Here is a 15,393-nt window from a genome sequence, read left to right as displayed (position 1 = left end):
ATGATAAGAATAGAGAGGTTGGCCGAAGGCAATAGGAAGGAATTGTCGTCGATCGCCGGTAGTGCGAAAATGCCGGGAGATCGACGACAATTTTATTTTTGATGGATTTGCGCGAGAAATAAAGTTTAAAAGAGGAAGAGCGGGAAGACGGGATTTTTTGTTTGAAGTATAGAAGGAGTTTATCTGTAGAAGGAGAATATCATAGTATACAGATTCTATAAGGGATAAAATGGGTTTAGAGACTACCTATGAGGAATTGAAACCTACATCGCGCACAAGACGCTTCAGATGACGCAGGAGGTTTAGAGACTACCTATGAGGAATTGAAACATTTCGATAATGAAGGGAAGGGCGCACGAAGCGTTATGTTTAGAGACTACCTATGAGGAATTGAAACCGCGTTGAATTCGATAATAAAATCCCGAAAGAGTGTGTTTAGAGACTACCTATGAGGAATTGAAACCGGTCGAGATGATTAAAAACGTTGCGGAAGCGTACCGTTTAGAGACTACCTATGAGGAATTGAAACACGGCACAGCTAGATGATGCGTACATGGCCGGATTCAAAGTTTAGAGACTACCTATGAGGAATTGAAACTCAAGCATCTTTAGGGTTTCGTCTGCATTTGGAACATGTTTAGAGACTACCTATGAGGAATTGAAACTGCCCAAACACATATAAACGTATCGGCATACGATCAGTTTAGAGACTACCTATGAGGAATTGAAACATCCCCTTCCTTTCGCAAAATCGCCGCATGACGAATTTGTTTAGAGACTACCTATGAGGAATTGAAACAAAATGGAAGAGGGTGCCCTTATTGTGCAAGAGTAGGGGTTTAGAGACTACCTATGAGGAATTGAAACGCGCGCGCCGTCCGCTCGTAGTGCAATTGACGTACCGGTTTAGAGACTACCTATGAGGAATTGAAACCCGCCGCCTGGCCCGGGTGCGGGATTGGTGGTTTGGAGTTTAGAGACTACCTATGAGGAATTGAAACTCGCGAAGTTGGAATTGATTTCGATAAGCCTGTGAGGTTTAGAGACTACCTATGAGGAATTGAAACGGAGACGAACTGTTCGCTGAGATGGTATCAGACATCAAGGTTTAGAGACTACCTATGAGGAATTGAAACACCCAACGGTCATGATATTTGCCAAGCTCTGTTTTTAAGTTTAGAGACTACCTATGAGGAATTGAAACTTCATCATAGCGAATGCATACGGAGCAGTCATCGGAGTTTAGAGACTACCTATGAGGAATTGAAACTGAACGCGACATGGTTGCTCTGCGTGCAACAATGCAGTTTAGAGACTACCTATGAGGAATTGAAACTGAATGGTTGGGTTTGGGACGACGCAAACGGAAGATGGGTTTAGAGACTACCTATGAGGAATTGAAACCCTTCTAAGCTTGTTGCTCGATTCCTGGGTGATGATGGTTTAGAGACTACCTATGAGGAATTGAAACGTTTTAAGAGAACAGCGTCAAATAAAGCAGATAGCCGTTTAGAGACTACCTATGAGGAATTGAAACTCTACTGTCGTTGATGAAAACGGCGATCCGATTAACCTGTTTAGAGACTACCTATGAGGAATTGAAACATGAAAGAAGCATTCGACCTCTCGGGTGGCGAATTAGGTTTAGAGACTACCTATGAGGAATTGAAACTCCGGTCGACGATTCTTCAACCAGAATATCTGTGCGTTTAGAGACTACCTATGAGGAATTGAAACCTTGATGTATATTCTAAATATCGGGTGTGATAATAGTTTAGAGACTACCTATGAGGAATTGAAACGAGTTCTTTCTAATCCAGATAGACAGGAGGTGAAAATGTTTAGAGACTACCTATGAGGAATTGAAACACATTGCGTCCTCTCCCTAGTAGCACATATGTTCTGTGTTTAGAGACTACCTATGAGGAATTGAAACAATTTCACTCCGGAACAAATCTATACTTTTGCTGGCATGTTTAGAGACTACCTATGAGGAATTGAAACTCGCCATTTACAAAAATGATGTAGCGGATAAGTTGTGGTTTAGAGACTACCTATGAGGAATTGAAACCTACGGTATTGATCTTCAAGAGCTTGTTTCTGATTTCCCGTTTAGAGACTACCTATGAGGAATTGAAACTAATCTTCACGTCATGGCGCATGCTTTCATCAGAGATGTTTAGAGACTACCTATGAGGAATTGAAACGAAAGAACTCTAACTCGCCAAAGTCCTAGTTCTTCCGAAGTTTAGAGACTACCTATGAGGAATTGAAACAAGCAAGATGCTTTACTACACGTCCTCCGCCCATCTTGTTTAGAGACTACCTATGAGGAATTGAAACTGCAAATGACCATACAGATGATTTGTTGAGAGAGTATGAGTTTAGAGACTACCTATGAGGAATTGAAACCCTGCCAGGGGCAGGGAGGAATCCCCCTGCCCCCCGGTTTAGAGACTACCTATGAGGAATTGAAACTCAGGGTGAATGGTCGAACAAGAGACAAGAGTTTAACAGTTTAGAGACTACCTATGAGGAATTGAAACAATACTGAAGCAACACATCCTCTTGTTCGCCATCTTCGTTTAGAGACTACCTATGAGGAATTGAAACCGCGTTCAGGAGCAATTGCTCCTGAACCAATCAAATTGTTTAGAGACTACCTATGAGGAATTGAAACTTGATGTGGTTGGAACGCTTTCGTTGTCTATCTCCGTAGTTTAGAGACTACCTATGAGGAATTGAAACTACGTTCCAAACTATCGGACGGCATCAACAGAAACAGTTTAGAGACTACCTATGAGGAATTGAAACTTTTCTTCAAGTACGGTTCCAGCAGCGCAGCTCCCCCGTTTAGAGACTACCTATGAGGAATTGAAACTTTTGCTATTCCTCGGCGTTGTTTCAGCAGCCATTTGGTTTAGAGACTACCTATGAGGAATTGAAACCTGACGCACCACCAAAGAAACAGTCTGTTCTCTCGAAAGTTTAGAGACTACCTATGAGGAATTGAAACATTTGATAGCGAGCTGGCGCCTCTTCCTCTACGCTGGCGTTTAGAGACTACCTATGAGGAATTGAAACGAGAGACTAAAGAATAAGTAAAACGACCGTACTTCATGGTTTAGAGACTACCTATGAGGAATTGAAACACGATGAATGCACAAGGTATTCTGCAAGATGTAAACGGTTTAGAGACTACCTATGAGGAATTGAAACTTTTGTCTCCATTTTTGTGTTTACTTTGTCCCGTTTTTGTTTAGAGACTACCTATGAGGAATTGAAACTCCATTCTGAAACTTGTCAATAGTCAGTCGCAAACCAGTTTAGAGACTACCTATGAGGAATTGAAACATTGACATGTTTGCCCAGGGTATCCGAAACAAAATTGGGTTTAGAGACTACCTATGAGGAATTGAAACTTGATTCCTTGATTGGACCAGGAAAGAAAATTGAAGCAGTTTAGAGACTACCTATGAGGAATTGAAACTTGTGCTAAAGAGAGATATGAATCCGCCTAAAACAACCGTTTAGAGACTACCTATGAGGAATTGAAACCTGGAACGGACGGAACGGTAATTCCACTAGGAACCGAAGTTTAGAGACTACCTATGAGGAATTGAAACCTTTCATCCGTCGGAATCCCGCACACCGCTTCCCATTGTTTAGAGACTACCTATGAGGAATTGAAACGCTATCATCACCAGCGCTAACCCAGAAAAAGAGAAGCGTTTAGAGACTACCTATGAGGAATTGAAACGCCGAAATGGTACGGATGCGAAGGTATTGCTTCAAGAGTTTAGAGACTACCTATGAGGAATTGAAACGCTGCCTCAATTGCGAGTGTCATTGCGATGGCAGGTGTTTAGAGACTACCTATGAGGAATTGAAACGCGGGAAGTATCAAGCAAATCATTGATTGGTTTAATCAGTTTAGAGACTACCTATGAGGAATTGAAACAATACCTTTGCGGCTGGTTCAGCTTTTGGAGCTTCTGTTTAGAGACTACCTATGAGGAATTGAAACTCATGATTCGTATAGGTTGCTTCCGGCATCACTGGAGTTTAGAGACTACCTATGAGGAATTGAAACTCCGTGATGTCAACCAGCTTCCCTGCAATGGTTTTGAGGTTTAGAGACTACCTATGAGGAATTGAAACTGATTCTCAGTGCTTCAGTATGACCGAGGAGCAGTGGGGTTTAGAGACTACCTATGAGGAATTGAAACTTGAAAGAATATCTTTCTTTCAAGGTTCCTGGTAATGGTTTAGAGACTACCTATGAGGAATTGAAACATAGTCTTGGAAGGGGGTGAGGATATGAAAAATTGGTTCGGTTTAGAGACTACCTATGAGGAATTGAAACTTCCTAGCGGCATTCGACGTGGTGACCGCATCACAGTTTAGAGACTACCTATGAGGAATTGAAACTATCAGGAGGTGCGCAATGAAAGCAGGAAGTAAATTATAGTTTAGAGACTACCTATGAGGAATTGAAACTTGGATGCGCCAGTAGAGATTGATCCAGCGATTGATCCGTTTAGAGACTACCTATGAGGAATTGAAACTACGTGCCTTCCACATTCCCAACCAACACAGTCATACTGTTTAGAGACTACCTATGAGGAATTGAAACTTTCTAGTTTGGGTTGTCCCTCCAAATCCAAGATTAAAGTTTAGAGACTACCTATGAGGAATTGAAACATTGTACTCCTGAAGTAAAAATCGCTATCCTAACAGTTTAGAGACTACCTATGAGGAATTGAAACCCAAACACAACATGGGGAAGAGATGCAGCCGAGTCGATTGTTTAGAGACTACCTATGAGGAATTGAAACATCGATGAAGTGGGCTGGGGACGGGCAGAGAAGATGCGTTTTTAGATTGCCTATGAGAGATTGAAACAAGGCAAAAGGGAATTCCTGAGTACGATTTGTAAATGGTCGTGGTATATGCCAAAGAAGAAGTACTAACCTTTAAATATTGCCATTAGTCTAATTCATCTCTTCCCTATAATTTTGATAGTAAAAGTACACCAAGGACAACGATTAGGTGATAAATGGTTTTCCTGTTCCCTTTCTCAAAATTGTCGGGTATGATAAAATTAAAAAGTAGCATAATTTTAAAAAGGACGTCTGGTGTCGGTTACACCAAACGGTCATGCGATAGGCGATTTCCTCAATGGAGGATCAGCGTAATGAGGAAAGTAATCCACCACTAGCCGGCAAGCTCAAAGGTGGATTATTTTTTATGGTTGAATGACAGAATCACCACAACTAAGCTTGCAAAAGTTGCTGCAAGCATTAACGCTTCAAATACCGTCATTAGTACCACCCCTTTTCTTTCGGGGATGCGCTGACCAACCTGGAAAAATTTTATTCTATTAGATTATAGAGCCACTTAATCTAGGGACCTGAACAACTTCCAACTTCGGAAAAAACACCAAAGTTTTCTTTCTGGGTACTGATTAAAATCCTCATAGGAAATGGTTATACATAATAGTACATAAAGCTGTTTCAACTCTTAATAAGTTTTACATGGGTTAGATTATAACTTATATTGTGTCTTATGAAAAATTCTTAAGCTTTATGTATTATTTATAGAAATATTGAAATACAGAATATTACATGTTATTATTTGGATAACTGATAGTAAAAATTCTTAAACAGAAAAGGGATGGTTATTTGAGGTTAAAGATTACATTCAGCTTTCAAGATAAATTAATTCTTCCTTCTTCTTACCAGTTAGCCATCCAGAGTATGATCTATTCACTCATCACTGATAAAGAAATAAAAAGCTTTCTTCATGAAATTGGCTATAAACTGGAAAAACGCATATATAAACCATTTACCTTTTCATGGCTACAAGGAAAACATCAAATTAGAGAAGGAAAGATCATTTTTTCTTCTCCTGTAACGCTACATATCAGTTCATGTTGGGACCCGATGATTAAATCGCTTTGTAACGCTTTGTTGACACAGTCCTTTTTCACACTTCACCATCAAAAAATAAACATAGAAAACTTAGAAATGATGAAAGATCCTATCTTTAGTGAATCGATGCTTGTCCGAACCCTTTCACCCATCACGATGTACTCCACCGTAGAGATTCCTTCCGGGAGAAAAGTCACTCACTACTATGATATTCGCGATCCCGAATTTACAATTTTAATCCGCAATAATCTAATTAAAAAGGCTCGTGCATTCTTTAATCTTGACTTAAGTGAACGTCCTTTTTCATTTACTCCACATGGACAAGTACATGCCAAGCAACAAAAAACGATGAGATATAAAGGAACAGTAATTAAAGCATGGCATGGTGTTTTTTGTATGCAGGGTGATCCGCAACTGCAACAAATCGCTTATCAAACGGGAGCAGGCGGAAAAAATGGCCAGGGCTATGGCATGCTTTCTATCTATAAAAATTCCTAGCAAGGGTGGTGACGGGAAATGATTTCCGCTATTCGTGATCTGGGAGAATGGACGCAAAGCTACAACCAAAAAGAAGTGCTGGATGTTTTGATTGAAACGATTGATCCCAAAAATTATCCGTATGCAGTTATTTTATCCTTCCAAGACGATAAATGGGAGATTGAATTAGAAGAATATGATAAGTTTTCCTCGACTAAGTATCTCTACCGTCGTGGTTCTCCGAATGGAATCAATTATTCACCTACAGCGATGATTACTGAACTTCGCAAGACATTTACTGTTAAGTTTGCTGCCTGGTTTGAAAAGATACACAAAGAAAGCAAGGAAGAAGAATCTAAAGAACGATTCTCTATCATCAAAGTCGCGGAAATAATTGCGAAGGAAAAGGAACAAATTTTAAATGCAGTAGAGGAAAAATTGTCCGGAGTTAAGGAGGGAGCGTTTTTTACTGTAAAAATCGACGGAAAATATTTAAAGCAAATTCCCGTATTCACAGATATTTTTTTAAAGATGGTTAATGAAAAAGACATTCAGATTTCTTCTTCCGATCGTATGTGTTCCGTGTGCGGGGAAAAGAAAAGTTTGGTTATGGGAGGATCCTCTGCATTTAAATTTTACACAATTGATAAACCTGGTTTTATTACCGGAGGATTTGATGAAAGCCGCTCCTGGAGAAATTATCCTGTATGTATAGAATGTAATCTTCTGTTACAGGAAGGCAAACGTTTTTTAGAGGAAAATCTGCGATTTAGATTTTATGGGTTGAGTTATTTGTTAATTCCGCAATTTTTATTTGGGAAGCTATCTCTAAAAGATGATGTTATTGATCTTTTAAGCGACGAGGAGAAAAGGAAAAGTCTGAAGGAAGAAAGCGTTAATAATACAATTGCAAGTGAAGATGACATCCTACACTATTTGCAGGAGGAATCAGACCAATTAATGCTTCACCTGTTATTTATGCAAAAAGTGCAGGCGGCCGAGAGAATTTTATTGTTAGTTCAGGATGTGTTTCCTTCCCACCTCAGGAGAATATTCGAGGTGAAAAAGGATGTTGAACGCAAGTTTGCGAGGGGCGATGGAACATTGGAACTTTATAATTTTGGACGGATTCGCACCTTTTTTCAAAAATCGGATGAGGAAAAGAAAAATGCCGATTTAGATAAATACTTTCTGGAAATCACAGCGGCCGTTTTTCATGGTTCAGTGCTTGACATTCGATTTCTTATAACATTTTTTATGAAGGAGATCCGTCGTAAGTTTTTGAATAACGGGGAAAATGAGCAAAATGTTCGATGGGCTGTAAGGGATGCCTTAATGAATACTTTGTTCTTTGTACAGCTTGGTAATTTACCAAAAGAGGAGGGGAAACAAATGAAGGCTAGTCGTTTTGAATCTGTCTTTACGGAATACGGTCCACATTTAAACAAACCGGAAAAGAGAGCGTTGTTCTTACTCGGTAGTTTAGCGCAGTTATTGTTAGATGTTCAGAAGAAAATTCGCAATGCGCAACCTTTTGCGGAAAAATTGAAGGGATTGCGTATGAGGGAGAGTGATTTTTTAGGCTTATTGCCAGAAGTTAAGGAAAAACTTAGGCAATATGAGCAGGATAATCGTTATGAAGGATATGAACGTCATTTTGCCTCCGTGTTGGGCGAAGAGATTTCTAGTCTGTTATTGCAGGCGGGCTCCGGTTGGAAACTGTCAATTGATGAGATGAATTTCTATTTTTCAACTGGCATGTATTTGAAATACAACGTATGGACCGCAATCAAAGAACAAAGAGATACCAATGAAAAACAAATAATTGAATTGGAAAGTGGGGAATTAGTAAAATGAATCGTTCTGAACTGTTATTTTTATATGATGTTAGTTGGACAAATCCAAATGGGGACCCCGTGGATGAGAATAAGCCGCGCATCGATGAAGAAACGGGGAGAAATATCGTAACAGATGTCCGCTTAAAGCGTACCATTCGTGATTATTTACACGAGTACCGCGAGCAGGAAATTTTCGTACGAGAAATCGCTGATGAAGAAGGAATCCTTCAGGATGCCAAGCATCGAGCAGAAGATTTTCTTCTAATAGACGGTGAAAAGGTTTCTAAATCACAAATAAAAACCATTGGAGAAATGAAAAGTATTATTCGTAGTAATATGTTGCGTGATTGTATTGATGTTAGATTATTCGGAGGAACGATTCCAATCGAAAAAAGTGCGAAAGAAAAAAGTTCAATTACACTAACGGGACCCGTACAATTTCAGTTTGGAAGTTCACTGCACAGGGTGAAGTTGGAATATATCAAAGGAACCGGTGCTTTCGCATCTGGAGATGGACAAACTCGTAAAACCTTCCGCGAAGAATATGTTCTTCCGTATTCTCTTCTCTCTTTTTACGGAATTATCAATGAAAAGGCGGCTATACACACCGAGATGAATGAGGAGGATGTGTCTCTTCTTATAGATGGAATGTGGAATGGAACAAAGAATCTGATTTCCCGCAGTAAAGTTGGACAACAGCCACGCCTCTTACTACGCATTGTATATGGTCAGGACGGATTTCATATTGGTGAATTAAACAAACTTATTTCCTTTACGAGTGAAAAAACGGAGGAAGCAATTCGACACGTAACAGATGGAGTATTACAAATTGCCCCGTTAATTCAGAAATTAGAGGTAGAGCGAGAAAAGATTACCCGCATTGAATATAAAATAGATGAACAGCTCATCACCTCAAGTGATCTTGTGGCGGAATGTACAAGAATTGGAATCGAAGCTACGCCACTTGAATTATAAGGATGTGGAAGGTACATGAAAACCTTAGTTTTTGAACTATGGGGGGAATGGGGACATTTTCGCAAATATTATTCCACATCCTCACCAGTAACATTTTCTATTATTCCTCCGACGGCGGCATTTGGGGTTGTTGCAGCCATTTTGGGATTGAGCAAAGAAAATAATGAATATTTAAAAATTCTTAACGAAGCAAAGACACTTATCGGGATTAGGCCATGTAGTCCAGTGAAGAAAACAACACTTGGTCTCAATCTAATTAACACAAAGGGAAAAGTATGGGTGCCAAAATCAAGAAAAGAAGGCGCACGTACGCAAATACGGACAGAATTTTTACGGAATGCTCATTTTCGCCTCTTTGTTTCGATGGAGAATAAAGAACTTTATGAACAACTAGTTGAGCAGGTGAAACATCATCGTACATACTATACATTATCATTGGGCCTAAGTGAGAACGTAGCGAACTTTGCGTATGTTGGAGAAATTGAAGCTGTGAAAAGGTATTCGGCGGGACAGGCTTTTCCAATTCATACAGCTATTCCTTTATGCCTGGTACGTCCGAACGGCATTCCTTTTACAGAAGGAAAATATTATGGAAAAGAAAGATTACCGGTCGAAATGAATGAAGAACGTGTTGTTTCTTCTTATAAGGAGTGTTTAATTGAGATGAAAGGCCAGGAAATTGTAGCAGATATAGAATGGTATTGGGAGGGCGGTCCCTATCGTTTTGTGTTTCTAAATGAGCAGGAGGTAGAAAGATGATAGAGTTGTTTTCCCATCCCGATCAATCTCTTCGTAAACATCTGGCAGGTGTTCTTGAGATGTCCGTGGCCAGTCTGGAAAATCGACGAGCTTCTGGCTGGGATCCTATCCAACTGAATCACGCCGTTAACATAGCAGCTATCTTTCATGATTTTGCGAAAGCAACGTCGTACTTTCAAACATATATCACCTCTGAAAAAAAGAGGAAGACGGCTCAAAGCTCACATACGATGCTTTCGGCTATTGTAAGTTATTATGTGGCGATGCATGTTTTACAGGGGGAAGAGGAAGAAGTTCTTCTCTCCTCCCTTTTTGTTTTTATGGCTGTAAGGCGGCATCATGGAAATATCCACGAGTTCAATACGGAAATAAATGCTTTGCAAGATAAAAGAGATTTATTGTTACAGCAGGCTGCGGCTATCCAGTATGATGAATGGAATAAAATAGTGGAAATCTTATCTAGCGAATTGCCTTTTTCCTTGCAAGGTGTCACTCCATTTACTGTAGAGAAGGTACAATCATGGGTTAATACGTTTTATGATGAGATAGGAACGCTGCGTCGCTGGTTAAAGAAAAGATATGGGAAACGGAATATAAACAATGGATTATCTGACTATTTTAAATATTGTGTGTTGTATTCTCTTTTACTTGATGGGGATAAAAACCAGGCTGCCCTGCGGGACATGATGTATCATGGACGAAGATTAATCGCAGCCGATACAGTAGATCATTATAAAAGGCAGCAGCAATGGGACGCCTCTTTTATGAACAATTTGCGCGAGCAGGCGTATGAAGAAGTGAGTAAAATAATTGATACAGCGGGAGGAAGATTGTTCTCTATTAACTTGCCGACAGGGATGGGCAAGACGATTACTTCATTAAACGCTGCTTTGCGTCTGCGCGCCAGGAGACAACACGAAACTGGAATAGCTCCGCGGATTATTTACAGCCTCCCATTCTTAAGTGTTATTGATCAAAACTTCTCTGTATTTGAGAAGATATTACAGACCGGTATTGATAAACTTGATTATAGCTATTTGATAAAGCACCACTCATTAATTGATCCTTATGAGCAAGTAAATGCTCCAAATAGGGAGAAGGATGAGCAGGAAGAGTATAATTTCGATCAAGCGCAAATCTTGGTTGAAGGTTGGAATAGCGAAATTATCTGTACTACCTTTGTGCAGGTTTTCCAAACACTGTTAACAAATAGAAATAAAGCATTACGTAAGTTTCATCGATTTTCTCACGCCATTATTGTGTTAGATGAGGTGCAGGCAATTCCCGTTAAATATTGGGCACTGATGCGTGAAATGATACTTGAGTTAACTCGGGGTATGAATACCGATGTTATTTTGCTTACGGCAACAGAGCCTAAAATTTTTTCTCAGGAAGACGTAGTTGTGTCCCTCTGTGATAGAGACAGGTATTTCTCTGAGATGAATCGTATTTCGATTATTCCTTGTATAAAAGAAAAGATGACGGTGCAGCAGTTTGCGGAATCTTTAGAGCTAGATAATGAAAAAAGCTATCTTTTTATTTTAAATACGATTGACGCTGCAAAAGAATTACATGCTATTTTAAGCAAAAATTTAGAAGAGGATATTGGTTTTCTATCTACACATATAATTCCAAAACAGCGCTTGCAGCGTATTAAAGAGATACAGAAGGGAAAATACCGGATTGTCGTGAGTACGCAGCTTGTAGAGGCTGGAGTAGATATAGATTTTGATATTGTATACCGAGACCTTGCGCCGCTAGATTCCATTAATCAATCAGCGGGTCGCTGTAATCGGCATAATCGACGAACGGGTACATTATACGTTGTGAACTTATGCAAAGGGGAAAGAATGATTCCTTATGCCCAATCAATATATGGAAGGATTTCTCTTGAAGTAACAAAATCTATTTTAAACAAACATGAAGAAATCCCGGAACCTTTATTACTACCATTAATTGAAAACTATTTCGATGAAGTGAAGGAAAAGTCGAGAAGTGAATCATCCATGTTTTTGAACAGTGTTAAAACTCTCTATTTTACGGGGGAAAGCGATGATCGCCGAATTCCTATTTCTGAATTTCAATTAATTGAAGAAACGTACAAAAAAATGGATGTTTTCGTTGAAGTTGACGAAGAAGCAGCAAGCATTTGGGAAGAATACAGTGAAATTCTTGAAATCCAAGATGCATTGGAGCGCTACAAACGTTTTGCGCGATTAAAAAAATCATTCCAAGAGTATGTTATCTCTATTCCATATCATGTAGAGAACCGTCCACCGTTATTACATGAACAAATTTGTTTTGTGAGTAACTACGGAAAGAAAGATTATTACGATGATTGCACCGGATTTATCACGAAAGGGGTGCCTGCAATCTGGTGATTACTGTTACAGGAACACTCGTCTGGTACTATCACATTTGTCCTCGTGAAACATGGCTCATCGCCCATCAAATTGTCGCTGACCAGGACGACTCAAACGTTGAATACGGCCGTTTTCTCCAAGAGCATGTATATGAACGTGAGAAAAAAGAATTGACAATCGGCCACCTAAAAGTTGACGTTATGAAGTCGCGGGAAGGACAACTCATCATTGGAGAAGTAAAGAAAAGCTCTGCCTCCCAGGAAAGCGCAAGAATGCAGCTTCTTTTTTACTTATATGAGCTAAAACAAATGGGGATTGAAGCGGAAGGAGAACTCCTTTTCCCGGAAGAACGGAGGAAACAGCGGGTTGTACTAGATGAAGCAGGAATCCGGGAAGTAGAGATTCTAAAAGAAAAAGTAGTTGATATCGTAAGCAAACAACTGCCACCTCCCCCTATGAAAATAAAATGGTGTCGTAACTGCGCATACCGTGAACTGTGCTGGGCATAACGGAATACCAGGAGATGAGAGGGAAGACATGAAAAAAAGCATATATATTTTTACTACAGGCTCCATATCCCGCAAAGATAACACGCTGTGCTTTGAAACAGAGCAGGGAAAGAAGTACATTCCTGTTGAAGATACTAAGGAGATTTTCTTGTTTGGTGAAGTCGATTTTAATAAACGCATGCTGGAGTTTATTTCCCAAAAAGAGATTTTGCTTCATATGTTCAATCATCATGGATATTATATGGGAACATTTTATCCGCGCGAACACCTGAACTCAGGCTATATGATTCTTCAGCAGGCCCAGGCCTATCTCGATGAAGGTAGGCGCAGGGATATCGCTATGAAATTCGTATACGGTGCGATGGATAACATGCAGCAGGTGCTGCGTTATTACAAGAATCGTGGAATACATGTTGAGGATATACTGGATTCCCTGTCGAGCCTGGTGAACAGACTTCCGGCATGCGAAACCATTGAACAGATGATGGCGATCGAAGGGAATTATCGCGAGCAGTATTACCAGGCGTTTGACAGGATTATCGATGAGAAAAATTTTGTGTTTGAGGGTCGGTCACGCAGGCCGCCGTTAAATCGTCTCAATGCCTTAATTAGCTTTGGTAACTCTGTATTATATACAATAGCTCTTAGCGAGATTTATAAAACACATCTTGATCCGCGGATCGGCTATCTACATACAACTAATTTCCGAAGATTTTCATTGAATCTTGATATAGCTGAAATCTTTAAACCAATTCTTATAGACAGGCTAATTTTTACTTTGCTGGGTAAAAAGATGATTACAGCCAAGGATTTCGAGAAGAAGCTGGATGGAGTGATTTTAAACGAGAAGGGGAGACGTACATTTCTGGAGGAACTTGAAAAAAGGCTGACAACTACAGTGAAGCACCGTGAACTGGGACGGGAAGTGTCTTATCGCCGGCTTATTCGAATGGAAGTATATAAATTGCAAAAACATATCATGGGGGAAAAAGAATATGAGCCCTATGTCTCACGCTGGTAAGGAGGCAGGGAAGCATGTTTGTTATTCTTGTTTATGACGTTGGCGTAAAGCGTGTGGGAAAAGTGTTGAAAACGGCGAGGAGGTATCTTACCTGGGTGCAGAATTCGGTTCTTGAGGGGGATATTAGCGAGACAAATTTTAAAAAGTTGAAGGCGGAGTTGCTTATGAAGATTGTTCCTGGAGAGGATTCATTGATTTTCTATACGTTTCGCACGAAAAATTATTCGAAGCGGGAAGAGTATGGGTTGAAAAAAGGAGGGGAAGATATTTTCTTGTGAATGGAAAAGGAGTGGGTGTTTTGCTGTCGTCGTCCATCGGTAATGCAAAAAGGCCGGGGGATCGACGACAGTGAAATGTAAGAACTGGTAGGGTTTTTGACGAAAAGACAGATTTTATTGATCGATGTTCAAAGAGAGGGAAGTAGTGGTTTTATGCGGGAAAAATGGGTTTGTAGCATACCTATGAGGAATTGAAACACATCATTGATTGTCTCAATTTTGGCTGGTTGTTTTGGTTTGTAGCATACCTATGAGGAATTGAAACCATCCTCCGCATTCGCTACCGGCAACGCTTCCGGAGGTTTGTAGCATACCTATGAGGAATTGAAACACGGCTCTTTTTTCTGTTCTTCTCTCTTTTCTTTTTCTGGTTTGTAGCATACCTATGAGGAATTGAAACTTTTTGCCCAGAAAGAAGGTGAAAACATGGCAATGGTTTGTAGCATACCTATGAGGAATTGAAACACGGTTCAAGAGAGACAGGTTGAAATACACCTTGTCGTTTGTAGCATACCTATGAGGAATTGAAACCGGATACGTTGATCGAGGACGAAGATTTATACCGAGTTTGTAGCATACCTATGAGGAATTGAAACTCGTCAACGTGTAAACTGGCGGGATCAGACGCCTGCAAGTTTGTAGCATACCTATGAGGAATTGAAACACGAAATGATATTCGAAATTAAGCAGGATGCCGCAAGGTTTGTAGCATACCTATGAGGAATTGAAACCTTCTACCACAGTTCCTCTTGGCTTTTTCGAGCGAAGTTTGTAGCATACCTATGAGGAATTGAAACTAAACTAACGCCGAAAGGAGTCGATACTTCGTATGATGGTTTGTAGCATACCTATGAGGAATTGAAACATCTGCGTTGGACTTGCGGACATACTTTGCTCGAAGCCGTTTGTAGCATACCTATGAGGAATTGAAACACGCGTGATCTACGACTATATTCTCGCAGGTATATCGCGTTTGTAGCATACCTATGAGGAATTGAAACTCGATTTTCTTCGCATACTTGTTAATCGTCGCCATGTTTGTAGCATACCTATGAGGAATTGAAACCGCTCACCGATTTTCTTTTCCATGGCCTTGCTGTTCAGGTTTGTAGCATACCTATGAGGAATTGAAACAATACTCCGAACGCATGCAGGCTGAAGACCGCTGCCACAGGTTTGTAGCATACCTATGAGGAATTGAAACCACTTCAAAAAGTTGCGTGTTTGTGTATTGCTTGTT

Annotated in this window: 8 protein-coding genes and 2 CRISPR repeat arrays; all 8 genes read left to right on the top strand. The window is 40.0% G+C overall.

What is annotated here, in order from left to right:
• Positions 1–233: 233 nt before the first annotated feature.
• Positions 234–4,905: direct repeats of the CRISPR family, unit length 30 nt; unit sequence GTTTAGAGACTACCTATGAGGAATTGAAAC.
• A gap of 779 nt (positions 4,906–5,684) precedes the next feature.
• From cas6 to cas2, 8 genes are read left to right on the top strand one after another with little or no spacing between them, the layout of a single operon-like run.
• Positions 5,685–6,431: a CRISPR-associated endoribonuclease Cas6 gene (gene cas6, locus ADA01nite_RS13830; protein ID WP_146810871.1), complete on the top strand. Its 747-nt coding sequence runs from the start codon at positions 5,685–5,687 to the stop codon at positions 6,429–6,431.
• A gap of 18 nt (positions 6,432–6,449) precedes the next feature.
• Positions 6,450–8,267 (top strand): TIGR02556 family CRISPR-associated protein, encoded by a 1,818-nt coding sequence (locus ADA01nite_RS13825; RefSeq protein ID WP_146810870.1) that lies wholly within the window; start codon positions 6,450–6,452, stop codon positions 8,265–8,267.
• Positions 8,264–9,223, top strand: a complete 960-nt coding sequence (gene cas7b / locus ADA01nite_RS13820; protein WP_146810869.1) for a type I-B CRISPR-associated protein Cas7/Csh2 — start codon at positions 8,264–8,266, stop codon at positions 9,221–9,223. Before ADA01nite_RS13825 ends, cas7b begins: the two co-directional genes overlap by 4 nt.
• Before the next feature lie 15 nt (positions 9,224–9,238).
• Positions 9,239–9,982, top strand: coding sequence for a type I-B CRISPR-associated protein Cas5b (gene cas5b / locus ADA01nite_RS13815; protein ID WP_146810868.1), 744 nt, complete (start codon positions 9,239–9,241; stop codon positions 9,980–9,982).
• Positions 9,979–12,363 (top strand): CRISPR-associated helicase Cas3', encoded by a 2,385-nt coding sequence (cas3, locus tag ADA01nite_RS13810; protein ID WP_146810867.1) that lies wholly within the window; start codon positions 9,979–9,981, stop codon positions 12,361–12,363. The genes cas5b and cas3 overlap by 4 nt, the downstream gene beginning before the upstream one ends.
• Positions 12,363–12,854 carry a CRISPR-associated protein Cas4 gene (gene cas4 / locus ADA01nite_RS13805; protein WP_218029565.1) on the top strand — a complete coding sequence of 164 codons (492 nt, stop codon included), beginning with the start codon at positions 12,363–12,365 and terminating at the stop codon, positions 12,852–12,854. Before cas3 ends, cas4 begins: the two co-directional genes overlap by 1 nt.
• Positions 12,855–12,882: 28 nt before the next feature.
• Positions 12,883–13,875, top strand: coding sequence for a type I-B CRISPR-associated endonuclease Cas1b (gene cas1b, locus ADA01nite_RS13800; RefSeq protein ID WP_146810865.1), 993 nt, complete (start codon positions 12,883–12,885; stop codon positions 13,873–13,875).
• Between the two features lie 14 nt (positions 13,876–13,889).
• Positions 13,890–14,153 (top strand): CRISPR-associated endonuclease Cas2, encoded by a 264-nt coding sequence (gene cas2, locus ADA01nite_RS13795; protein ID WP_146810863.1) that lies wholly within the window; start codon positions 13,890–13,892, stop codon positions 14,151–14,153.
• Positions 14,154–14,321: 168 nt separating this feature from the next.
• Positions 14,322–15,357: a CRISPR direct-repeat array (repeat unit 30 nt; unit sequence GTTTGTAGCATACCTATGAGGAATTGAAAC).
• Positions 15,358–15,393: the final 36 nt, after the last annotated feature.

Origin of the sequence: Aneurinibacillus danicus (assembly GCF_007991215.1) — a bacterium.
Taxonomy (GTDB): Bacteria; Bacillota; Bacilli; order Aneurinibacillales; family Aneurinibacillaceae; genus Aneurinibacillus; species Aneurinibacillus danicus.
The sequence above is the reverse complement of the archived record's forward strand: the minus strand, read 5'-3'. Positions and strand labels throughout refer to the sequence as shown.

Bases quoted from the DNA above. Each gene is read 5' to 3' on its own strand.
- cas2 (WP_146810863.1), top strand. From the start codon at position 13,890: ATGTTTGTTATTCTTGTTTATGACGTTGGCGTAAAGCGTGTGGGAAAA.
- ADA01nite_RS13825 (WP_146810870.1), top strand. From the start codon at position 6,450: ATGATTTCCGCTATTCGTGATCTGGGAGAATGGACGCAAAGCTACAAC.
- cas3 (WP_146810867.1), top strand. From the start codon at position 9,979: ATGATAGAGTTGTTTTCCCATCCCGATCAATCTCTTCGTAAACATCTG.
- cas5b (WP_146810868.1), top strand. From the start codon at position 9,239: ATGAAAACCTTAGTTTTTGAACTATGGGGGGAATGGGGACATTTTCGC.
- cas7b (WP_146810869.1), top strand. From the start codon at position 8,264: ATGAATCGTTCTGAACTGTTATTTTTATATGATGTTAGTTGGACAAAT.
- cas1b (WP_146810865.1), top strand. From the start codon at position 12,883: ATGAAAAAAAGCATATATATTTTTACTACAGGCTCCATATCCCGCAAA.